The organism is Nocardia sp. NPDC049220, assembly GCF_040647855.1.
In the GTDB taxonomy this organism is placed as follows: Bacteria; Actinomycetota; Actinomycetes; order Mycobacteriales; family Mycobacteriaceae; genus Nocardia.
The window spans coordinates 18,303-40,784 of the sequence record NZ_JBEZDA010000001.1; the positions used below are offsets into that span (position 1 = coordinate 18,303).

Consider the following 22,482-nt stretch of genomic DNA (forward strand, 5'->3'; position numbering starts at 1 on the left):
CCACCCTTTGCCTACCATCGGCAACTCTCACCCACTGTTGGCGCTCTCGTCTGGTAGTGCGGAGGTCTTCGCGAGCGACCAGTGCGGAGGGGCGTTGGGAAGCTCACCTTGTATTGATCTTTGTCTGCCCGGACGTTGCTGCTCGAGCACGGTCCTGGGGCGGACGTTTCAAGCGGGAATCAATTGACCTGGACGGTGACCGCGGGGTAGCCGGTCGCGCCGTCGGGGACGACATCGCTGCGCTCGGACGTCTGGGTTTCGCCGCTGCCGTCGGTGGCGCGGGCTCGGATGGTGTGCGGGCCGACAGTGGCATCCCAGTCGAAGACCCACTGCCGCCAGGTGTCGACGGATGGTTCGTCGGCGACGCGGGTCTGCTGCCATGCGCCGTTGTCGATCTGCACCTCGACGCCGCGGATTCCGCGATGTTGCGCCCAGGCGACACCGGCGATGGGGACGCGGCCCGGCGTGATGCGACTGCGGCCACGCGGGGTATCGATACGCGTGCCGGTCTTGATCGGGCCGCGGGCCGACCAACCGCGGCGGGTCCAGTAGGCAGTGGCGCGGTCGAACCGAGTAACTTCCAGTTCGGTCACCCATTTGGTTGCGGAGACATAGCCGTAGAGACCGGGGACGACCAGACGAGCAGGGTAACCGTGTTGCGCCGGAAGGGGTTCGCCGTTCATACCGACGGCCAGTAAGGCGTCGCGTCCGTCGGTGAGAATCGATAGCGGCGTGCCCGCCGTCCAGCCGTCGGTACTGTGCGAGAGCACCATGTCGGCGTCCTGATGCGGTCCCGCCGCGGCGAGCAGTTGCGCCAGGCGATATCCGAGCCAGCGGGCGTTGCCGATCAGGTCGCCGCCGACTGGATTCGACACACAGGCGAGGGTGACGAAGTGTTCCTCCGCGGGCAGCTTCGCCAAATCCGCCCAACTGAGGTGGATCTCGCGATCCACCATGCCGTGGATACGTAGCGACCAGTCGTCGGTGGACACCTGCGGCACGATCAGCGCGGTGTCGATCCGGTAGAAGTCGTTGTTCGAGGTCAGGTACGGCGTCAGCCCAGGGACGCGCAAATCGACGCCGGGTGCGAGTGGTGGTGCGGGGGTGCTGGGCCGCGGCAACCGCACCGCGGCCCGCTCGCCGGAAATGTCGCGCCGCCGGGAGCCGAGAAGGCGCCCGCCGACACCGGTGGCCGCGGCCAACCCACCGGCCACCAACAGACCTTGCAAAACCTGTCTGCGCTCCGGTGCGACTTGCCGTCCCGCACTGTCGAGCGCCGTCGGGGATGACGCCGGAGCAGACGGCACCGCAGTGGTGTCCGACGGCGATGATGCTTCCTCACCGTCGACGGATCCAGACCCGGCGTCGTCGGTGTCGTGGCATTGCTGCCCAGCGGCGGCGGACGCGGGCAACGGGGGAGCCGGCGTCGCCCGGGTACGCTGCGCTGTCGGGGTTCGCGAAGCGGTGGCCGCTCGGCCTTCCCGGTCAGCAGCAAGTTTTTCGACCTGGGCCGCATTCTCGATTCGACGTGTCAGCACGCGCAGCGCGTAGATTCCGACAGCGACGCCGATGACGGTCGGCAGCGCGGCGGAAATTCCGGTGCCGGTTACCGCCGCGACGGTGGTGATCACTCCGAAGGAGGCCAGCAGCCATGATCCGGCGGAACGTGTTGTGCGTTCCACCGCTCCGGCCAGGCCGGCGAGGAGAATGGCGACCACGCCCATGATCAGGTACAACACGACTTTGTCGTTCGTGCCGAATGTCGTGATCGCCCATTCGCGCATCCTGTCGGGCGTGTGGTCGACCACGACAGCGCCCAGGGCGTTGAGCGGTGCGCTGTCGGCACCGACGAAAGACGCGAGCAGTTCCGCGACGCCGAGCGTCAGTCCCGCTGAGACGATCCCAGCCACTACCCGTAGTCGCAGATCGGCCATGAATCGAGCCTACTGGTGGTCCGCCCGACAAATTGTGACCATTCGATGACGTGCGAACCCGCCGGTGCTACTGGGCGAACTCAGCGGCGCGGTGTTGCCGGCTCTCGTCGCCGCGCCGGAACTGTTTCCGGCGCGCTCGACGATGTCGGTTCGCTGAGTTGGTAATGGTCTGAGGTTGGTGCCCACGTCCGGATACGCGAAAGGTGCTGCCCGCATGCGTATCGCGGGTAGCACCTTTCGGGGACCGTCAGCTATAGATCTTCGCCACGTCGGCGGAGTGCTGCTTCATCACGACCGCGCGCTTGAGCGACATCTTCGGGGTGAGCTCACCGCTCTCCTGCGTCCAGTCGACGGTCAGGATGCGAATCTTCTTGATCTGTTCGGCGTGTGAGACCTTCTTGTTCGTCTCGGCTACCGCGGTGTCGATCTCGTCGATCAGGTCCGGGTTCTCGATCAGCTTCTCCACCGGGGTGTCCGCGGGCAGACTGTGGCGTTCCTTCCAGCCGGGCAGCGACTCGGGGTCGAGAGTGATCAGCGCGCCGATGAACGGCTGGCCGTCGCCGACCACCATCACCTGACTGATCAGCGGGTGCGCCCGCAACGAGTCCTCGAGCATCGCGGGAGAGACGTTCTTGCCACCGGCGGTGACGATGATCTCTTTCTTGCGGCCGGTGATCGTGATGTAACCGTCCGCGTCGATGGCGCCGAGGTCACCGGTTTTGAACCACCCGTCCACGAGGCTGTCCTCGGTCGCCGCCTCGTTGCCCCAGTAGCCGTTGAACACCACCGAGCCGCGCAACAGCAGCTCACCATCCTCCGCGATCTTGGCGGCATGACCCTCGATCGGCCTGCCGACCGAGCCGACTCGAATGTGCCCCGGGGCGTTCGCGGCGACGGCGGCCGTGGTCTCGGTGAGGCCGTAGCCCTCGTAGATGGTCACCCCGACGCCGCGGAAGAAATGGCCGAGGCGCGCGCCGAGTGGGCCGCCGCCGGACATGGCCACCTCGCACCGGCCGCCGAGTGCCGCCCGCAGTTTGCTGTAGACCAGCTTGTCGAACAGCGCGTGCTTCAACTTGAGCGCGATCCCGGGCCCGCCGTTGTCGATCGACTCGCTCCACGCGATGGCGGTGTCGGCCGCGGCGTCGAAGATTTTGCCCTTGCCGCCGTCATGTGCCTTCTGTTTGGCGCTGTTGAACACCTTCTCGAAGACGCGCGGCACCGACACGACGAAGTCCGGCTGATAACTGCTGAACTGCTCGACCAAGGTGGACCAGTCGGCGGTGTGCGCGACCGCCACTTTGGCGTCGAACGCGGTCAATGCCAGGCCGCGTGCGTAGACGTGCGCCAGCGGCAGGAACGCGAGGGTCTTCTTGCCCTCGGTGATGTGCTTGTCGAACGCGATCCGGGTGGACGCCGACTCGGCGTAGAGGTTGGCATGCGAGAGCATGACGCCTTTGGGCCTGCCGGTGGTGCCGGAGGTGTAGATCAGGGTGGCCGGCGACGCGGCATTGACCTGAGCGCGGCGGTCGTGCACGACTTGGTCGTCCAGCTCGGCGCCCCGGGTGATCAGCTCGTCCACCGCGCCCTTGTCGATCTGCAGGACCTCCTGCAGATCCGGCAGCGACCCGGTGCCGATCTCGTCGATCACCTTGCGGTGCGTGTCGTTGTCCAGGACGAGCAGCTTGGTCGCGGAGTCCTGCAGGATCCACTTGGCCTGCTCGGCGGCGGAGCTGTCGTAGATGGCGACGGTGCAACCGCCGGCGGCCCAGATGGCGAAGTCGAAGACGGCCCACTCGTATCGGTTCGGGGCCATGAGGCCGATGCGATCGCCGAGTTCGATGCCGGAGGCGATAAGGCCTTTGGCGACCCGGGTAACGGTTTCCGCGAATTCGGTGGCCGTCACGTCCCGCCAGCCGCCACTGACGTTCGGTACGTTGAACAGCACCACGGTCGGTGACTGCTCGGCATGGCGGAAGACGTTATCGGAATTGTTCGCGTCATCCGGGACGGTGTAAGAAGCCGGGACTTCGAACTCTCGCATGTGGGCCCTTCCACGTGGGTTTACTCGCCAGTAATGTACGACACCTGTGTCAGGGCCGTGCGCCGACCACCGAAAACAGATCCGAAAGCGATCGCGGACTACGGGACCGCTCCGTATTCATCCTAAGTCGCGCAGGTGCACCGGTCGGATAGCTTCGCGCAGGAATTCGGCGAGTTCGCACAATGCGGCTGACGCGGGCGCCACCAGCGCGGCCTGCAATTGCGCCACGTGCCAAAGGTTCGTGCTTTCCGAATAACGAACCCGCACATCCGCTGCCCGCAGCGCGACGACCAACTCGACGCACTGCCCATGCAGCAGTTCGCCGACATCGACCTGGACGTAGGTCGGCGGCAGACCGCGCAGCTCGCCGTTCAGCGGAGCGTAGCCGGGGTCGGCCGGGTCGCCGGCGCCGAGGTAGGCGGCCGCGCAGGCGCGCGACCAGCGCTTACTGGTCACCAGATCGCGTTCGCGGTCCGGGATCCGGTTGGGGTCGGTCCATGGCGCGATCAGCCCGAGCGCGGCCGGCCTGGTCCCGTGCCGTGCGATCAGCCGCTGCGCCAGCGCCAACGAGAGGCCACCGCCGGCGGAGTCACCGGACACGGCGATCTGGTCGGGGCGGTAGCCGGTGCTGGATACCAGCTCCAGGAACGCTGACTCGGCATCGTCGAGCGCCGCGGGGAAAGGATGCTCCGGGGCCAGTCGGTAGTCGAGAGCGTAGACCGCGCAGCCGGTATCGCGCGCTAGCCGGGCCGCCAGCGAACGGTGCGTCGCGATCGAACCGACCGTGTACCCGCCGCCGTGCAGGTAGAGGACGGCGCCGTGGGCGGAGGTGCTCGCGAACCCGATCCGTTCGGCTGGTCGGCCGCCCAGGCGCAACGTCTGCACGACGGTCTGCGCGGGCAGCAGTTGGGCTCGCGAACTCATGTCCAGCAGCCTGCGCTGCATCGGAAACGGCAACCGCTGGTCGAGCGTGATCCGGTAGATCGAATGCAGCACCGCCCGTGCCACGGGCAGCGGAAGGTTGATGTCCCGCATGGATGCTCCTTGGATTAGTCAGGGTAAGAAGCGGCGTTCGACCTCGGCCGCGATGCGCTGGTACCCCGAGGCTGTCACCCGGACGAACAGGTCCAGCAGCTTGGCTTCCGCGCCGACCAGTACCCGGCCGTGGCCCTTGCGTACCCCTTCGGTAATGGTCTGCGCGGCCATCTCGGCGGTGTGGACGGCCAACTTCTTATCGAACGTCGAGGCGGCTGACGCGGCGTCGATGCCCTCGGCGTAGGTCGCATTGCGCGCCACCGCGGTCTTGATGCCGCCGGGGTGCACGCAGGTGACCTTGACCGGGTTCCGCGCGACCAACATTTCTTGCCGCAGCGACTCGGTGAAGCCGCGGACAGCGAACTTGGCTGCGTTGTACGCGCTTTGGCCGGGGACCGCGATCAGGCCGAACAGGCTGGACACATTGACGATGTGACCGTCACCGGATTCGATGACCATCGGCAGGAAAGCCTTGGTGCCATTCACAACGCCCCAGAAGTCGACGTCCATGACGCGCTCGAAGTCTTTGAACTCGGAGCGGATCACCTCGCCGTGGTGGGCGATACCTGCATTGTTGTACACCTGGTGCACCGTGCCGAAGTGCGCCTGCACCGCATCGGCGTAGCGCAGCACCGCTTCGCGTTCGACGACGTTCAGCCGATCGGACTCCACCTCGGCGCCGCGCTCTGCGCAGCGTCGGGCGGTTTCGGCCAGTCCCTCGGTGTCGATATCCGACAGCGCCAGTCGCGCGCCTCGCCTGGCCAGATTCTCCGCCAGCGCACGGCCGATTCCGGACCCCGCTCCGGTGATCACACATACTTTGTTGTCGAAGTAAGCGTCATTGCTCACGGCGCCACCGCTTCCTGGTCGGCTCGGAAGGTCGATGTGTCGTAGGCCGCCACATCGAAAATCTTTGTCATTCTGCGGAATTCGAAAGTGAAATCAGGCCACAACGTGGTGTTGTTCCCGTGCTTGTCCAGATACCAGCTCGAGCATCCGCCGGTCAGCCAGACACTGCCGGCCAGCTTCGCCTGCAGGTCTTTGTTATAGGCATCCTGCACGTCCCGGCGCACCTCGACGGTACGTAGTTTCATCCGGTCGACGGTGGCCAGCGCGTCGGCGATGTAATTGATCTGCGATTCGATCATGTACACCATCGACGAGTGCCCGAGGCCGACGTTCGGTCCGAGCAGGAAGAACATATTGGGGAAGTTGGCGATCGAACTGCCCTTGTAGCCTTGCTGGCCGCTGTCATCGAACACCTCTGACAGGGTGCGGCCGTCGCGGCCCACGATCGTGTCATAGGTCGGCGAGTCGGTGACGTGAAAGCCGGTCGCGACGATCAGGGCGTCGATCTCGCGCTCGGTGCCGTCCTCGGTGCGGATCGAGTTCTTGCGTACCTCGGCGATCGGGTCGGTGACCACGTCGACATGGGGGCGAGTCAGCGTCGGGTAGTAGTCGTTGGAGATCAGCATGCGCTTGCAGCCGATCCGGAAGTTCGGGGTGACTTTGGCGCGCAACTCTCGATCGCGGATCTCGTGTCTGAGTTTGCCCTTCGCGATCATTTCGAACAGCCGCATCAGTCCGGGGAATTTGGCGAGACCCAGAACCTGGGTCTCGCGTGCGGCGTAAACCCCGGCGCGATACATGCGCTGGAAACCGGGCACATACTGGAAGGCGAGCCGTTCGGCCGTGGTGTACGGGCGGTCGTAACGAGGTAGCAACCACGGCGCCGTGCGCTGATAAATGTCCAGGTGGTCGACCTCGGGGGCGATGGCAGGCACGATCTGGATGGCCGAGGCGCCGGTGCCGATGACGGCGACCCGCTTGCCGGTCAGATCGGCGTCATGATTCCAGCGTGCGGAATGGAAGACCTCGCCTTCGAACTCGCTGATGCCCTTGATGTCCGGCAGCGCGGGTTCACACAGTGCACCGACGGCGCAGACCACGGTGTCGGCGGTGAAACTGCCCTGGGTGGATTCGATCTCCCACACCGAGCGGTCGTTGTTCCACCGTGCGCTGGTCACGTCGCAATCGAAGATGTGTCGATCGCGCACACCGTAACGCTGGGACACCGCTTGGATGTATCGCTGGATCTCGCCTTGTCGGGAGAACGAGCGCGACCAGTTCGGATTCAGCGCGAACGAATACGAATACAGCTGGGAGGGGACGTCACAGGCCGCGCCGGGATAGGTGTTGTCGCGCCAGGTGCCGCCGACGTCGCCGCCGCGCTCCAGTACGAGGTAATCGCGCCGCCCCTGCTCGGTCAGTCGGATGGCTAGGCCCAGACCCGCGAATCCGCTACCGATGATGATCGTCTTGACATGGCGCGCGGGCCGGTTGACGACAGCTTTGTCTGTGACCTTGCGACTCATATACGTGAGCGTACGATTTTGTCGAGCGTGGGTCAACGATATTGACCAACGTTCAGTAGGGTGGCCCCGTGGGTAGTAGAAATCCGGGTACCACAAGTCCGGGTACCACAAGTCCGGGAGAAGCCACGAAGCGTACCCGGCTCAGTCCGGACCAACGCCGCGAGCAATTGATCGCGTTGGGCGCCGAGATGCTCGGCCAGCGCGCCTACGAGGATATCTCCGTCAGCGAAATCGCTGCCCAGGCCGGCATCTCGCGCGGCCTGCTGTTCCACTACTTCCCGACCAAGCAGGACTTCCGGCTGGCGATCGTGCGGCACGCCAACGCTGAACTACTGCACCGGATCGCACCCGACCGTCGACTCGCTGCGTTCGCGATGCTGCATGATTCGGTCGATCGTTACATCGACTACGTCAGCGAGAACCGCACGTCTTACCTCGCGCTGCTGCGCGGCCCTACCAGCGTCAGCCCGGACCTGGCCCCACTGGTCGACCAGACCCGCGACGCCATTGTCGACATCCTCCTCACCGAGGCGCCGGTCTCGGACGCCGACCACCCCCGCCTCGCGCTCGCCGTCCGCGGCTGGATCGCCTTCGTCGAGGAGGTCACGCTGAGCTGGATCCGCGCCGAGTCCATCCCGCGCGAGCAGCTGATCGACCTGTTGGTCGAGTCGTTGATCGCTATCGCGTACTCCCTCGACCCGGCGTTGGCTGCCGCGCTCCGCGGCCGATGAGCCTTCAGGTCCGTCGACGGGGTGGACGACCGCCACGATCGTTGCCCGTCCACTGTGGCGCGCCTTCCGCTCCATCATGTGACCTCGCGTCCCGGATCGAGCATTGATCACGATCCGCCCCGGCGCAGCCGAGGATCGGACGCAGACGCCTGGCCATCGCCACGGACAGCGCAGACATTCGCAGGTGGGTGGCAAGGGGCGGCGATGGTGTGCCGCTTCGACCGTCGTCGATGCGCACACCGTCGCGTCGGCCCCGTCGGCATGTCGCCCGCGGAGTGCCCTTTCGTCGTCAATACCCTGCTCTTACAGTGCCTTTCGGGATTTCGTAGAGTGTTGCGCCGAGTACCGTCAAGTGGTCGATGGTATGGGACGCGATGGAGGTGGCCGCCGGTGTTGGTCATCAGCGAACGAACGACGGCACCACGATCCGGGCAGCGTGTGCTCGGCTGGATGCGGTCCTGGACCGGGCAGTACGTCATTGTGGGAGTGGCGATATCGGGGTGCTCCTTACCCGACCGTATCGGCGAGGGCGAACTGCGAGAAGCCGACTTGGTCGTGATCACGCCCAGGGCCGCGGTCGTCGTCGACGCGCAGGGAACGGTGCCGGAAGCCACTGCCGGTGTTCTCTCGGTGCAGGCCGACGGGCGGTGGCGACTGTCCGAGTTCGACGGCGACCCGATTCAGGTGCGCGACACCGATGGCAGTCCATTCGATCAGGTGATGAACAACGTCGCCACTCTGACGGAACTGGTGCGCGATCACCACGCCGATGCCGTCGTCGACGGCCTGATCGTGGTGGTGCCACCCAGGGAGTCGACCCTCACGCTCAACATCCAATCACGCAGACGTGGTTGCGGGGTGGTGCTCGGATCCGCACCCGTCGATCTGCGCGCCTGGTTTCACCGCACCGCGAGCCGAAAGCTCGTCTGGACCGCCGAGCGCGTGCACGCCCTGCTCGGCGACCTCGACCTGGGCGCGGAGGTCTCCATCGAAGACCTTGTGGCGGACGGATTTCCGGCGGAGCGGCGGCAGTACATCGGGACCACGTCAGTGGCCGGTGCGGCGCACGAGCCGCCTCCGGTCGACGACGTATCGGCCGCCGATGCTTCGCGCGCCATCGGTAGCCCCGCGAAACCGGACATGCCGTTCTCGCGTTGCACACCCGGACAGCCGGACCTCATGCCGATCGCGCCGCAATCCAACACATCAGCGCCGAAGCGCCCGATCGAATTCGATGACGTACCAGACGAGGACGATCAGGCAGCGTGGGCGTCGGACCGACCGGTGCTGCCACCCGCCGCGAAACCCGCCCCGACGCATTTCGCCGAGTCGGAACCCTACGCGCCAGATTCCGCCGAGCCGGAACTCTTTCCAGCGGATTCTGCCGAGCCGGATTCCTACGCACCAGAACCTGCCGCGCCGGACCCCCTGTCGTCGGGCGCGGCGATCGATCCCGCGGCGCCGTCGATCTCGTCAACCTTCACCGACCAGTGGTCGTCCTGGATCGAATCCGACGATGGTCGCCCATTGCGGACGCGCCCCGCGCCGTCACCTCCGCCGACCCGGCGGCCATGGTGGTCGGACGAGGGTGCCGAAGAGCGGCCACCGCGGCGGTCCGCCGCACGGACCATCGTCGAGCGTCGCCCGCGGCTGTCGGACCTTCGACGATTGTCCGCCGTGCTCGCATGTTCGCCCGGCCGCACCACCGGAGCGCCGAAGCCGGTTACGCATCGCGCGCAACAGATCGCTGCGGTGGCATCGATCGCGGTCATCATCGGTGCCGTGTGGCTGTTATCCGCTGCCTGCTCGACTCCGCACGGTGACTCCGGCGAACAGCGACCTTTGCCCGTGTCGACCACGGAGGACGTCGCACCACCTCCGATCGTCACAAAAACCCCGGCTCAACTGAACCTGCTGCCGCTGTGTCTTCCGTTTCGATCCGATTGTTGACCCCTGCGGACCGGTGACGACGCTGGGCATGCGCGATGCCCAACTTTGCCGACCCACGGTTATCGCTACAACAGCCGGCCTCGGCGAAGTTCCCAGTTGGGGGAAGCCGGCTTTCACGTTTCGCCACATCTGTCGATTAGCGTTTCGGCGCCCGGCTCTCGTCTCCTGGTGGAGGTATTGATGACACTCGCGCCCCTGTCCACATCGGTCGCTCCCGGGCCCCGTCCGTCGGCGTCGCTCTCGACGACCATTGCATTTCAACGAGATCCGCTCGGGTACCTGTCGAAAGCGTTGGAGCGGTACGGGAACGTGGTCCGCGTGCCCGTCCTCGGCATGCCGATGGTGGTGATCAATCATCCGGACGATGTCAAGAAAGTGCTGCAGGACAACCATGTCGACTTCGACAAGGATGCGAAGATTTTCGAACTGGTGAGTCCGCTGCTCGGTGATGGACTGATCAGTGTGGTGGGCGGGGCCAGTTGGATGAGCCGGCGTCGCCTGCTGCAGCCCGCGTTCCATCGCAGGCGCATCGAGGACATGATGCGGGTGATGTCGGCACACACCGAGGACATGCTCCAACGGTGGAGCGGATTCGCCTCGGGCGGTACGGATATCGATGTCGGTCGCGAAATGTCGAACCTTACGCTGCGCATCGTGGCTCGCACGCTGTTCGCGATCGACATCGGCGCGGACGGACAGACGCATCCGTACGCACAGGCACTGGACGTCTTTATGAAGGAACTGTCGGCGTACCTCAAGTTCCCGGTGATTCCGCTGCGGGTACCGACGCCAAGTCATCGCAGGTTCTGGAGAAACCTCCGCATCATGGACGGTTTCGTGTACGACATGATCAGCCGGTACCGCGCGGGTACGGCGGAGGATCAAGGTGACCTGCTGTACATGCTGATCAACGCGCAGGACGCCGACACCGGCGAGAAGATGGACGACCGCCAACTGCGCGACGAAATCTCCAGCTTCCTCTTCGCCGGACACGAGACCAGTGCCAACGCCCTCACCTGGACCATCCAGACGTTGACCGAACACCCGGATGTCGAAAGTCGACTCAGAGCGGAGATCGACAGCGTGCTGGGCGACCGTGAGCCGACCATGGCTGATCTGCCGAAGTTGACCTATCTTGCCGCGGTCATCAACGAGAACCTCCGGATCAACCCGCCGATCTGGCAGATCATGCGGAACGCACGCGTCGACAACGAGCTCGGCGGCTATCGCGTCCCGGCCGGTTCCAACGTCTTCTGGAGCCCCTACCTGGTACACCGGAATCCTGATTTCTGGCCGGAACCCGAAAAGTTCGACCCGGATCGCTTCGCGCCCGAGATTGCGCGGAGCATCCACAAAGGTGCGTTTATTCCGTTCAGCGCCGGGCCGCGCATCTGTATCGGCAATACCTTCGCGCTGGCCGAGATCCAATTGATCCTGACGCGCATCCTGCAGCGCTTTCACTTCGAATCACGTACCGAGTTGCCCCTGCGCAAGGTGCCGGAGGCCACGGTGCGTCCGAACAAACCCATCCGTATCGCATTGCAGCCGCGTTAGACGTTCCAACCAGACACGAACACCGGGCCGAATCGTCCTAGCCAGGGCGAGATCGGCCCGGTGCCGGGTCGAGCGGTCGGCGCGTTTCGAACTATCGAGGATCGACATGTAGTCGAGGGCGGCGTCGGGCGACCGCACGGACGCGGCGTCGTCCGGCGTTCCGTCGGCGTGCACTTCGGTCCATCCGTTCTCGACTCGGTTGCGGCGTCGCCAGTGCTATTTGATCAACCGCACAGCGGACGTCGCCCAGTTCTGCCATCCGGCGAATCCGGAGCCGGCTGAGGCACATCGAGCGAATCGGAAGCCGAGCATGTTGGCGGTGATCGGCCAACCGCTATTCCGTAGCTTATGCTACGGTGCGGCGGATGGGGGTGCCTACGAGAATGATTCCAGGCGTGTGACTTTCATTGTCATTGCGGTCGAACGCGTCCAGCTGAAGTGCCCAAACGATATGTCGAATGGCTATATTCGCAGATCGGTTCGCTGCCAGTCGTTTTGACGCAAGTCGGCTTGCTCGAGCGTCCGGTACGGGCCACCCGGTGCTGTCGGAATCGGTGCGGGAGATGTCGGGTACGCGACTGCACTCTTCCCGCTAATCGCCCTAAGCTCCCTGTTGGCCCCGATGAGCCTCGGCAGAGTCTCTCGACCTTCACGGGGCAGAAGGGCTTTGCCATGTGTACCAACAGCTGACGACCATGTCGGGCAGTTGTGCTGCGGGACGCGAAACGGTATCGACGCCTGACGTGGGTGCGCGATGGCCGTGGAGTCGAGCCGCGGCCGAAGGCCTGATCCGCTGAATGGCGCGTCGAATATGCTGCATGCCATCGACGAACGTCGCCATGCCTTCGCGGTTATTGCGCCATGAACACACACATCCCGCGACAACGACCATCTGCTAATCACCGTCGACGCCCACCATGCTCCGTTCGGGATCGAACGCGACGACGAACTTCTGTTCCCCCCAGCGCTTCTCGTAGAATGTGCAACGAATAGTATGCCGCACGAGTTCTGCCCCTCGATTCCAGATCTAGAGACGATATCGATTCCAACTGCACGAATATCTACGTCGCCGTTACGCGCAACCTCTCGCGTGGAGGCATTCCTGAGAGACGCCGATTACGACGGCCCACGACTCGTCGTCGATCTCGACGTGGTGCGGCAGCGATATTCGGCATACGTTCACGCCATGCCGGGCACTCGGATCTACTATGCCGTAAAAGCCAACCCCGCGCCGGAAGTACTCCAGATCCTGGCCGACCTCGGCTCATGTTTCGACACCGCTTCGATACCGGAAATCGAAGCGGTCCTCGCTCTCGGCGTCGCTCCGGATCGTATCTCCTTCGGGAATACTATAAAGAAAGAAGTCGATATTTCTCGGGCGCATGCCATGGGGGTTCGCCTGTTCGCGTTCGACTCGGATGCCGAACTGGAGAAGATCGTCCGTTCGGCCCCGGGCGCGCAGGTATTCTGCCGGGTCCGCTGTGATGGAACAGGCGCGGATTGGCCGCTGTCGCGGAAATTCGGTTGTAGTACCCGTACGGCGGTAGAACTGCTACTCGAAGCACATCGGAAAGGTCTCGATGTGCAAGGTGTTTCGTTCCACGTCGGATCGCAGCAACGTCGAGCCGAGGCATGGGATGTCGCGCTGGCGACGGTCGCCGATGTCTATCGAACGTTGTGCGAGCGTGGCCTGAAAATGCCTGTGATCAATATGGGTGGCGGCTTTCCTGCTGCACAATACCGGGAAGAAGTGCCACCCATCGACGATTACGCCGCTTCGATCGATCACGCACTGCGCCGTCATTTCGATTGGACGTTGCCCGAAGCCATCATAGAGCCGGGCCGTGGCCTGGTTGCCGATGCTGGAGTGATCGAAGCCGAGGTTGTCCTGATCGCTCGAAAAGACCAATCGGGACCCCGGTGGGTTTATCTCGATATCGGTAGGTTCGGGGGCTTGGCGGAGACCGAGGATGAAGCGATCCGTTATGTCATTCGCACGCCGAAGGATGGAGACGACCTGGCGCCGGCAATCCTCGCCGGTCCCACATGTGACTCGATCGACGTCTTGTACGAGAAAGAGCCGTATTGGTTGCCGGTGTCTCTGGAAATCGGCGATCGGGTTCGTATCGAAGCTGCCGGAGCGTATACCGCTTCTTATTCCTCTGTGGGATTCAACGGTTTCGCGCCGCTTCAGTCATATTTCGTCTGACAAATACTGATCAAATATCCGATGGGACCAGGTACATGACTGCAACGGTTGGACCGGTACCGCTGGCAACTGCCAGCGCTGGCCAGCGCACGCACAACCCGCTTTGGCTGCATTTCACCCCTGAAAGCAGCCGAACCGACTTCCCCGTCATCGTTCGCGGCGAAGGAGCGCACGTATGGGACTCGAACGGCAAACGATACCTCGATGGGCTCGCCGGCTTGTTCGCTGTACAGGTCGGGCACGGGCGAGCCGAACTCGCTGAGGCTGCCGCGCGTCAGACACGAGAGCTGGGTTATTTCCCACTGTGGGGGTTTGCGCATCCCGTCGCAATCGAACTTGCCGAACGACTGATCGCCACCACGCCCGGCGACCTCGATCACGTCTTCTTCACGGTCAGCGGTGGGGAATCGGTCGAAACCGCGTGGAAGTTGGCACGTAAGTACTGGAAACTCGTCGGAAAACCGGGCAAGCACAAGGTGATCAGTCGGCACATGGCCTACCACGGGACCTCCATGGGGGCACTCTCGATCACCGGCCTTCCCGGTGCGAAGGTCGATTTCGAGCCACTGGTTCCTACCTCTACCCGCGTCCCGAACACCAATTTCTACCGTGCCGACGCGCACGCAGACGACCACGAGGCTTTCGGACGATGGGCCGCCGACCGTATCGAGGAGGCCATCGAGTTCGAGGGAGCCGACTCCGTGGCCGCGGTCTTCGTCGAGCCGGTACAGAACACCGGTGGCTGCTTCATCCCGCCACCCGGATACTTTCGGCGCGTTCGGGAGATCTGCGATAAACACGACGTCTTGCTGATTTCAGATGAGGTCATCTGCGCATTCGGTCGGCTCGGCTACGAATACGGCGCCCAACGATTCGGTTACGAGCCCGACCTCATCACCATTGCCAAAGGGCTCACGTCGGGCTACGCACCGCTCGGCGCCGTACTGATCAGCGAGCGTGTCGCCGAATCATTCCGGCATGGTGCCACTTTCATGCACGGCTCCACCTACGGCGGCCATCCCGTCTCCTGCGCGGTAGCACTCGCCAACCTCGACATCATCGAACGCGAAGGCCTCTACGAGCACGTCCGGACCAACGAAGCGTTGTTCTGCTCGACCCTCGGAAAACTGTTGGATCTGCCGGTTGTCGGAGATGTTCGCGGAGTCGGATACTTCTACGCGGTCGAGATCGTCAAGGACAAGAACACCAAGGAGTCATTCAGCGCTCAGGAGACCACACGCATCATTCAGCACCATGTGTCCAAGACGCTCTTCGAGTCCGGTTTGCATTGTCGAGCCGACGATCGCGCAGAACCGGTCATCCAGCTGGCGCCACCTCTCATCTGCGATCGAAGCCACTTCGTGGAGATCGAACAAATTCTCCGAGCGGCGTTGGAAGGGGTATCGGCCCTGCTCTGATGCGACCAGCCTCCAGCGACGCCCGTGGCCCGCAATCGTTCTCGTCAGTCGCCTGTGCCGCACGCTGGAGTCGAGACTGCCGCATTCGGCAATGTCCCCTAGTACTGCAACGGCACCTTGGATGATTCGGGGCCGATGAGTTGTGGACGGCTGCGGCGTCTGTGATGTGGAAGGGTTCCTTCGCCATCGAGGAGAGTTTGTGGTGAATTACATCGCTGGAGGTTTTGCGGTCGATCCTGACCTGGTCGACGCTGTCGAGGCGACGACGGCGGTTGTTCGTGGCACGGTTGCGCCGTCTGAGCTGCGCGACTTCTTCGATACATCGTTTCGCGTGTTGTCGGAGGTCGTCGCTGCGCAAGAAGCGGTGATCGGTGGTGGGGCGTTCGGCTTGTATCGGGGAGTGTCGGGCGGGTTGATCGACCTGGAGGTCGGGTTCCCCGTCGATCGGGTCGTCCGACCGGAACGCGGTGTCATCGCCGGTAGTCTGCCAGGCGGCCGGGTTGCTCGAGTCGTGCATCTCGGTGGCTTCGACGGTTTGAGCACCGCATGGGATCGGTTGCGGTCCTGGATCGACGAGCGTGATTGCCTCCCTGGCCCGGTGCGGTGGGAGGTGTATCACACGCGACCGGCTCCGGACATGGATCCGGCTGATCTTCGTACCGAACTCAACTGGCTCGTCAACGCTGGTTGAGGGCTGCGACCGACACTCGGGTGAGTGGGTGGCCTCGGCGTTCGTAGTGGCTGAGGCGGGCTTGGTGTTGCCGGCGGCGACGACATCGTGACCAGCCGCACTTCATCGGCTGGGTTGACAGGTCGCAGAACGAGATTCATCAGCAACCGGCGTATTTCGGGTAGGGCCAGCGCGATGCCCTCATCGTCTGGGCTGGTTTCCCTTTTGCAACAGCTCTGGAGCGGCCAGCCATGCCAGGGCGAGCATGGACAACGTGATGTGGGCATACCGGGCCCGATAGGCGCGGACCCGGTAGTCGTCGAGGCCGGCCTCGTTCTTGGCCTGCTGAAACGCCTCCTCGATGTGCCAACATGATCCGGCGACCCAGGCCAGATCGGCCAGGCGGGAGGTCTTCGGCCCGTAGCAGACGTAGTAGGCGACCTCGGTCGGGTCGCTGATCGAGCGTCGCGCCAGCAGCCAGCAGCCAGCAGCCAGCAGCCAGCAGCCAGCAGCCAGCAGCCAGCAGCCAGCAGCCAGTGGCTGCGGCCTTTGGCTCAGGTCCCGCCGATCGGTTTGCGGACCCAGTCGTATCCGCGGGTCCGTGCGCGCCCGCGCCGACCGACAGCCGCTGCCACGACGACACCGACATCTCGGCCACCAGCACATCGATCCGCTCGATCCGGCCGGGTGGCGAGCCGGTCGTCGCAGCGGGTGGCCATCACATGGAACACGTCACGCTGCTCCAGTCGTTGCCGCAGGTAACCGGCCTGGCCGTAGGCTCCGTCAGCGGTGAACCAGGAAAACGGCACCCGCGCCGCCAACACCCGCTCGAGCATGGCGATGACCTGGCGGGGCTTGGTCGCGAACTCGACCTCGTCGGGGATACCCGCCGCACGGCAGCGCTGCCGGTCCTCTGTCGACGACTGCGGGACATCCAGCTCCCGATCGATCAACGCGTGCCCGTGCCGCGACGTGTAGGCCAGGAAAACCCCGGTCTGGCAGTTCTCCGTACGTCCGGCGGTACCGGCGTATTGCCGCTGAACCCCGGCCGAGCGCACTCCCTTCTTCAAGAACCCGGTCTCATCGGCCGCCAACACCGCCTCCGGGTCACCTAGCTGCTCGACCACGTAATCACGAAGGTCATCGCGCACCCCATCGACATCCCAGCAGCATCACCCAGGTGCCGTTGCAGTACTAGGTCGCCGGGGCGTCCCTGTGCCAGCATGTTCGCCCGGCGGTCCGCAGCGTTCCACGGCTGGGGCCGGGTGAGCCGGTTGCGGTGGGTTTCGCTCGATTCTGCAATCCAGCGATAGATATCCCCAAGGCGGATAAGGTGATTCGGGTCACAACACGCTGTCTGGTAGACCGCAAGGAGCTGGGATGGTTCGCCACACCTCTGACCCGGCGCATCGACAGGTCGCAGCGGCGAATCACTGGTCCAGCGCGCGCGCCCTGATCAAGAGCGTGCGCCTATGGCCCATCGGCACCAAGGGAGCTCATCGATGTCTGTCCGCAAATCCTCAATGCTTTGGCTGGTGTTGGGGATCGTCCTGATCATCGGCGCGGTGATCATCAAGTTCGTGGCGTTGCCGTCGCTGACGAAACTGCCCGCCGACCTGAACCAGGCGCAGAAGTACGAAGGCACAGTGCAGGCGCTGAATCCGCAGGCGTTCGCGTCCAACGATCTGGCGAATCTGCTCACGCCGGAGCTGCCGATCACCGCCGACCGCTCGCTCACCGTCGACGCGGTCGACGGAGACACCGCCATCATCACCAGCAAGGCGGTACTCAACCTGCCGGACGCGTCCACGCAGGACGATGTGCACACCTATGCCGTGAACCGCGTGGACTATTCGCCGGTCGCGATTAGCGAAAGTCAACAACAGTCGCTGGTCCCCGCGGACAAGCAGGCAACGTTCGAGGCGCACAGTGGCATAGCCTTCAGCTGGCCGATGGATCCGCCGAAGGATGGCACTACCCTCTACGACTCGGTGACTCGCTCAGCCCAGGCGGCCACCTACATCGACGAGGGCACTCTCGCCGGCCGCGAGGTGTTCAACTACAAGGTGGATGCTGCCGGTCCGATCACCAGCCCGACTGTCCTCGCCCAATTCAAAGACTTCCCGAAGCAGCTTCCCAAGACGGCGGTGGCCGGCTTGTTGCAGGCGGGTGTCGTACCGGAATCATCGCGCGCGATCCTCACTGCGGCACTGCCGACCCTGCCTGACGTGGTGAACATCGGGTTCGGCAGCACGAATGTGATCGCGGCCGCGGTGGACAATCGACTCGGCGCGCCGCTGAAGGTCGACCAAGCCCAAACGATGGCGGTGACCGTTCCGGTAGACGGAAAGGACGTGCCGACGCTTCCGCTGTCGATCGTGAAGCTGCATACGGCGGACTCCGAGGTTTCCGCCGCCGCGGACACGATGTCGAAGAACTCGACGATATTGTCGGTGCTCGGAATATGGCTGCCGGTCGCTCTGGTGATCGTCGGGATCGGCCTCGCCGTGCTCGCCCTGGTCCGCTGGCGCAAGCCTCGGACGACAACTCCGTGATCTGCCGCCACCGCGCTGTCGCGGGCCTGCTCCGACACCCTCGATAGCTGTCGAGATGTCGCCGGGGCGGGACTGCCCAACTGCCGGCGACACAGTCGGTCGAAAGACGAACGCCGGGTCGAATCGCACTGAGTGAGAGAGCGATTCGACCCGGCGTCAGGTCCGGGGACTATGCGGTCGGTTCGAACGCTTCCGCGACGATCTCGGCCTGCTCCACCGCATGCACCTTGCTCGAACCCGAAGAGGGGGCCGACATGGCGCGGCGGGAAATGCGGCGCAGTCTGCCGAGGCGGTCGGGCAGAATCTCCGGGAGGTTGAGGCCGAAGAAGGGCCATGCGCCCTGGTTGGCCGGTTCCTCCTGGACCCAGACGATGTCGGTGGCGTTGGCGTAACCGGCCAGCGCCTCGTTCAGGCGGAAGGTCGGCAGCGGGTAGAGCTGCTCGATCCGTACGATCGCGACATCCTCACGCTTCTGCTTGGCCTTCTCGGCAGCCAGCTCGTAGTAGAGCTTGCCGCTGGTCAGCAGAATCCGCTTCACCTTGCTGCGGTCGCCGATGCCCTGCTCGTAGGCGGGCTCGTCGAACACCGAGCGGAACTTGCTCTCGGTGAAGTCCTTCAGGTCCGAGACCACGGCCTTGTTGCGCAGCATCGACTTCGGGGTGAAGACGATCAGCGGGCGGCGGATGCCGTCCAGTGCGTGCCTGCGCAGCAGGTGGAAGTAGTTCGCCGGGGTGGACGGCACCGCGACGGTCATCGAACCTTCCGCGCACAGCTGTAGGAAGCGCTCGATGCGGCCGGAGGTGTGGTCCGGGCCCTGGCCCTCGTGGCCGTGCGGCAGTAGCAGCACGACGTCCGACAGTTGGCCCCACTTGGCTTCACCGGAGGAGATGAACTCATCGATGATCGGCTGGGCGCCGTTGACGAAGTCACCGAACTGCGCCTCCCACAACACCAGCGCATTGGGGTTGCCCAGCGAGTAGCCGTATTCGAAACCGACAGCGGCGAATTCACTCAGGGCCGAGTCGTGCACCGCGAACCAGCCCGGGTGCTCGCTGCCGATGTTGTGCAGCGGGGTGTACTCCTCGGCGGTCTTGCGGTCGATGATCACCGCGTGCCGCTGGGTGAAGGTGCCGCGACGCGAGTCCTGACCGGTCAGGCGCACCGCGCGGCCCTCGTCGATCAGCGTGCCGAAAGCCAGCAACTCGGCGAAGGCCCAGTCGACTTTGCCCTCGTAGGCCATTTCGCGACGCTTCTCCAGCACCGGCTTGACCCGCGGATGCACGTTGAAGCCATCGGGCACGTTGAGGAACGCGTCGCCGATGCGTTGCAGGACCGTCTTGTCCACGGCGGTCACGACGGTCGCGGGCACCGTCTGGTCGCCCTCGACCGATTCGCTCGGTTCCGGCGAATACTTCTCCAGCTCACGGACCTCGTTGAACACGCGCTCCAGCTGGCCCTGGTAGTCGCGCAGCGCGTCCTCGGCCTCTTTCAGCGAGATGTCGCCACGGCCGATCAGACTCTCGGTGTAGGCCTTGCGGACCGACCGCTTGGTGTCGATGACGTCGTACATGTACGGCTGGGTCATCGACGGGTCGTCGCCCTCGTTGTGGCCGCGACGGCGGTAGCAGATCATGTCGATCACGACGTCCTTGCGGAACTTCTGCTTGAAGTCGACCGCCAGACGCGCCACCCAGTCGCACGCCTCCGGGTCGTCGCCGTTCACGTGGAAGATCGGCGCGCCGATGAACTTCGCGAGGTCGGTGGAGTACTCGGTGGAGCGGCTGTTCTCCGGCGCCGTGGTGAAGCCGATCTGGTTGTTCACCACGATGTGGATGGTGCCACCGACGCGGTAACCGCGCAGACCCGACAGGTTCAGCGTCTCGGCGACCACGCCCTGACCGGCGAACGCGGCGTCGCCGTGCAGCATCAGCGGCACAACCGAGTAGCCCTCCGGGCCATCGCCCTTGTCCAGCAGGTCCTGCTTGGCGCGGGCCAGACCCTCCAGGACCGGGTCGACCGCCTCCAGGTGGGAGGGATTGGCGGTCAGTGAGACCTCGATCTCGTTGTCGCCGAACATCTGCAGGTAGGTGCCGTGCGCGCCGAGGTGGTACTTCACGTCGCCGGAGCCGTGCGCGCCCGCCGGGTTCATGTTGCCCTCGAACTCGGTGAAGATCTTCGAGTAGGGCTTGCCGACGATGTTGGCCAGCACGTTCAGGCGGCCACGGTGCGGCATACCGATGATGACCTCGTCGAGCGAGTGCTCGGCGCACTGGTCGATGACAGCGTCCATCATCGGGATGACGGTCTCGGCGCCTTCCAGCGAGAAGCGCTTCTGCCCGACGTACTTGGTCTGCAAGAAGGTCTCGAACGCCTCGGCCGCGTTCAGCCGGTTCAGGATGTACTTCTGTTGCGCGACAGTCGGTTTCGCGTGCTTCTGCTCGGCCCGCTCCTGGATCCACTCCAGCTGCTCGGGATCGAGGATGTGGGTGTACTCCACACCGACATGGCGACAGTAGGCATCGCGCAGGACCGACAGCACGTCGCGCAGCTTCATCTGATCCTGACCGTGGAAGCCCGCCACGTTGAACGTGCGGTCCAGGTCCCAGAGGGTCAGGCCGTGCTGGGTGACGTCGAGGTCCGGGTGGCTGCGGAACTTGTCCTTGACCAGGCGCAGGGGATCGGTGTCGGCCATCAGGTGGCCGCGATTGCGGTATGCCGCGATCATTTCCATCACGCGCGCGCTCTTGTCGACACCGCGCTCCCGGACGTCCTTGCGCCAGCGCACCGGCTCGTACGGCACGCCGAGGCCGTGGAAGATCTCGTCGTAGAACTCGTCGGCGATGAGCAACTGATGGATGGTGCGCAAGAAGTCACCGGACTCCGCGCCCTGGATGATCCGGTGGTCGTAGGTGGAGGTCAGCGTCATCAGCTTGCCGATGCCGAGCTCGGCGATGCGCTCGTCGCTCATGCCCTGGAACTCGGCCGGGTACTCCATGGCGCCCGCGCCGATGATCGCGCCTTGCCCGTTCATCAGGCGGGGGACCGAATGCACGGTGCCGATGGTGCCGGGATTGGTCAGCGAGATGGTGACACCCGAGAAGTCCTCGGCGGTCAGCTTGCCTTCGCGAGCGCGGCGCACGACGTCCTCGTAGGCGGTGTGGAACTGCCCGAAGGTCATCGCCTCGCAGCCTTTGATGGCCGCGACGACCAGGGAGCGGCTGCCGTCCTTGCCCGGCAGGTCGATGGCGAGGCCGAGGTTGGTGTGCGCAGGGGTGACCGCGTTCGGCTTGCCGTCGATCTCGGCGTAGTGCCGGTTCATGTTCGGGAATGCCCGGACCGCGTGCACGATGGCGTAGCCGAGCAGATGGGTGAAGGAGATCTTGCCGCCGCGGGTGCGGGCGAGGTGATTGTTGATGACCAGGCGGTTGTCGATCATCAGCTTGGCCGGGATGGCGCGCACACTGGTCGCGGTGGGGATGGCCAGCGAAGCGGCCATGTTCTTCGCCACCGCCGCCGCGGCGCCACGCAGCACCTTGGTCTCATCGGTGGCGGTGTCGGCTTGCTTCGGACCGGAGGTGGGCGCCGCGTTCGAGGTCGGTGCCGGGGTGGTCTGCGGGGCGCGTGCGGTGACCGGGGCGGGCTTCGAGGCCGCCGCGGGGGCCGTCTTCGGGGCGGCGAGAGCAGCGACCGCGGTGGCCGGAGCTGGTGACGGCGCGGCTGCCGGAGTCGGGGCGGCATTCTGTGGCGCGGGCGCGGCGGCGGTCTGGCTGTTACCAGAATCACCGCTCACCTCAGGCGTGTAGTCGGCCAGGAACTCGTGCCAGCTCGCGTCGACCGAAGATGGATCCTGCTTGTACTTCTGATACATCTCGTCGACTAGCCACTGGTTCTGTCCGAACTGGGAAGTTGTGCTGCTCACAGCAGGTGTTCGCCTCATTTCGTTCTTTGCGCTGCGACGTGTGTGACGTGCCCGGCACGGGGATCAGCAATCGCGCCGATGCGCCCTATCC

13 protein-coding genes and 1 pseudogene are annotated in these 22,482 nt (G+C 64.6%); 7 read left to right on the top strand and 7 right to left on the bottom strand.

Going from position 1 to position 22,482, the window contains the following annotated elements; genetic code table 11:
• Nucleotides 1-179: 179 nt before the first annotated feature.
• From AB0C34_RS00095 to AB0C34_RS00115, 5 genes are all read right to left on the bottom strand, one after another.
• Nucleotides 180-1,934 carry a molybdopterin-dependent oxidoreductase gene (locus AB0C34_RS00095; protein ID WP_357065588.1) on the bottom strand — a complete coding sequence of 585 codons (1,755 nt, stop codon included), beginning with the start codon at nt 1,932-1,934 and terminating at the stop codon, nt 180-182.
• A 247-nt stretch (nt 1,935-2,181) separates the two neighbouring features.
• Nucleotides 2,182-3,975 carry a long-chain fatty acid--CoA ligase gene (locus tag AB0C34_RS00100; RefSeq protein WP_357065591.1) on the bottom strand — a complete coding sequence of 598 codons (1,794 nt, stop codon included), beginning with the start codon at nt 3,973-3,975 and terminating at the stop codon, nt 2,182-2,184.
• Between the two features lie 117 nt (nt 3,976-4,092).
• The gene (locus AB0C34_RS00105) at nt 4,093-5,010 is read right to left on the bottom strand and encodes an alpha/beta hydrolase (RefSeq protein WP_357065594.1); all 918 of its coding nucleotides are present in this window, start codon (nt 5,008-5,010) and stop codon (nt 4,093-4,095) included.
• Nucleotides 5,011-5,028: 18 nt separating this feature from the next.
• On the bottom strand, nt 5,029-5,859 hold the full coding sequence (locus tag AB0C34_RS00110) for an SDR family NAD(P)-dependent oxidoreductase (RefSeq protein WP_357065597.1): 831 nt from the start codon (nt 5,857-5,859) through the stop codon (nt 5,029-5,031).
• Entirely contained in the window at nt 5,856-7,385 is a 1,530-nt protein-coding gene (locus AB0C34_RS00115; RefSeq protein ID WP_357065600.1) for an NAD(P)/FAD-dependent oxidoreductase, read from the bottom strand. The genes AB0C34_RS00110 and AB0C34_RS00115 overlap by 4 nt, the downstream gene beginning before the upstream one ends.
• A gap of 68 nt (nt 7,386-7,453) precedes the next feature.
• On the opposite strand from AB0C34_RS00115, the gene AB0C34_RS00120 reads away from it, so the two are divergent.
• The 6 genes from AB0C34_RS00120 to AB0C34_RS00145 all read left to right on the top strand — a co-directional run bounded on the left by AB0C34_RS00120 (nt 7,454) and on the right by AB0C34_RS00145 (nt 15,938).
• Nucleotides 7,454-8,116, top strand: a complete 663-nt coding sequence (locus AB0C34_RS00120) for a TetR/AcrR family transcriptional regulator (protein ID WP_357065603.1) — start codon at nt 7,454-7,456, stop codon at nt 8,114-8,116.
• Nucleotides 8,117-8,506: 390 nt separating this feature from the next.
• A complete protein-coding gene (locus AB0C34_RS00125) occupies nt 8,507-10,066 on the top strand; it encodes a hypothetical protein (protein ID WP_357065606.1) in 1,560 nt (519 codons plus the stop codon).
• 180 nt (nt 10,067-10,246) lie between these two features.
• Complete coding sequence (locus tag AB0C34_RS00130) at nt 10,247-11,620, top strand: cytochrome P450 (protein ID WP_357065609.1); 1,374 nt, start codon at nt 10,247-10,249, stop codon at nt 11,618-11,620.
• Nucleotides 11,621-12,614: 994 nt separating this feature from the next.
• The gene (locus tag AB0C34_RS00135) at nt 12,615-13,829 is read left to right on the top strand and encodes a type III PLP-dependent enzyme (protein ID WP_357065612.1); all 1,215 of its coding nucleotides are present in this window, start codon (nt 12,615-12,617) and stop codon (nt 13,827-13,829) included.
• Nucleotides 13,830-13,864: 35 nt separating this feature from the next.
• The gene (locus AB0C34_RS00140; RefSeq protein WP_357065615.1) at nt 13,865-15,247 is read left to right on the top strand and encodes an aspartate aminotransferase family protein; all 1,383 of its coding nucleotides are present in this window, start codon (nt 13,865-13,867) and stop codon (nt 15,245-15,247) included.
• A gap of 202 nt (nt 15,248-15,449) precedes the next feature.
• Complete coding sequence (locus AB0C34_RS00145; protein WP_357065618.1) at nt 15,450-15,938, top strand: GyrI-like domain-containing protein; 489 nt, start codon at nt 15,450-15,452, stop codon at nt 15,936-15,938.
• Nucleotides 15,939-16,118: 180 nt separating this feature from the next.
• Here the strand turns inward: AB0C34_RS00145 and AB0C34_RS00150 are convergent.
• Nucleotides 16,119-17,109, bottom strand: a pseudogene (locus AB0C34_RS00150) (IS701 family transposase); the annotation flags it as partial.
• Between the two features lie 310 nt (nt 17,110-17,419).
• On the opposite strand from AB0C34_RS00150, the gene AB0C34_RS00155 reads away from it, so the two are divergent.
• Nucleotides 17,420-18,472 (top strand): porin PorA family protein, encoded by a 1,053-nt coding sequence (locus AB0C34_RS00155; protein ID WP_357065620.1) that lies wholly within the window; start codon nt 17,420-17,422, stop codon nt 18,470-18,472.
• Between the two features lie 169 nt (nt 18,473-18,641).
• Here AB0C34_RS00155 and AB0C34_RS00160 read toward each other — a convergent pair whose 3' ends face one another.
• Entirely contained in the window at nt 18,642-22,409 is a 3,768-nt protein-coding gene (locus tag AB0C34_RS00160; RefSeq protein WP_357065623.1) for a multifunctional oxoglutarate decarboxylase/oxoglutarate dehydrogenase thiamine pyrophosphate-binding subunit/dihydrolipoyllysine-residue succinyltransferase subunit, read from the bottom strand.
• Nucleotides 22,410-22,482: the final 73 nt, after the last annotated feature.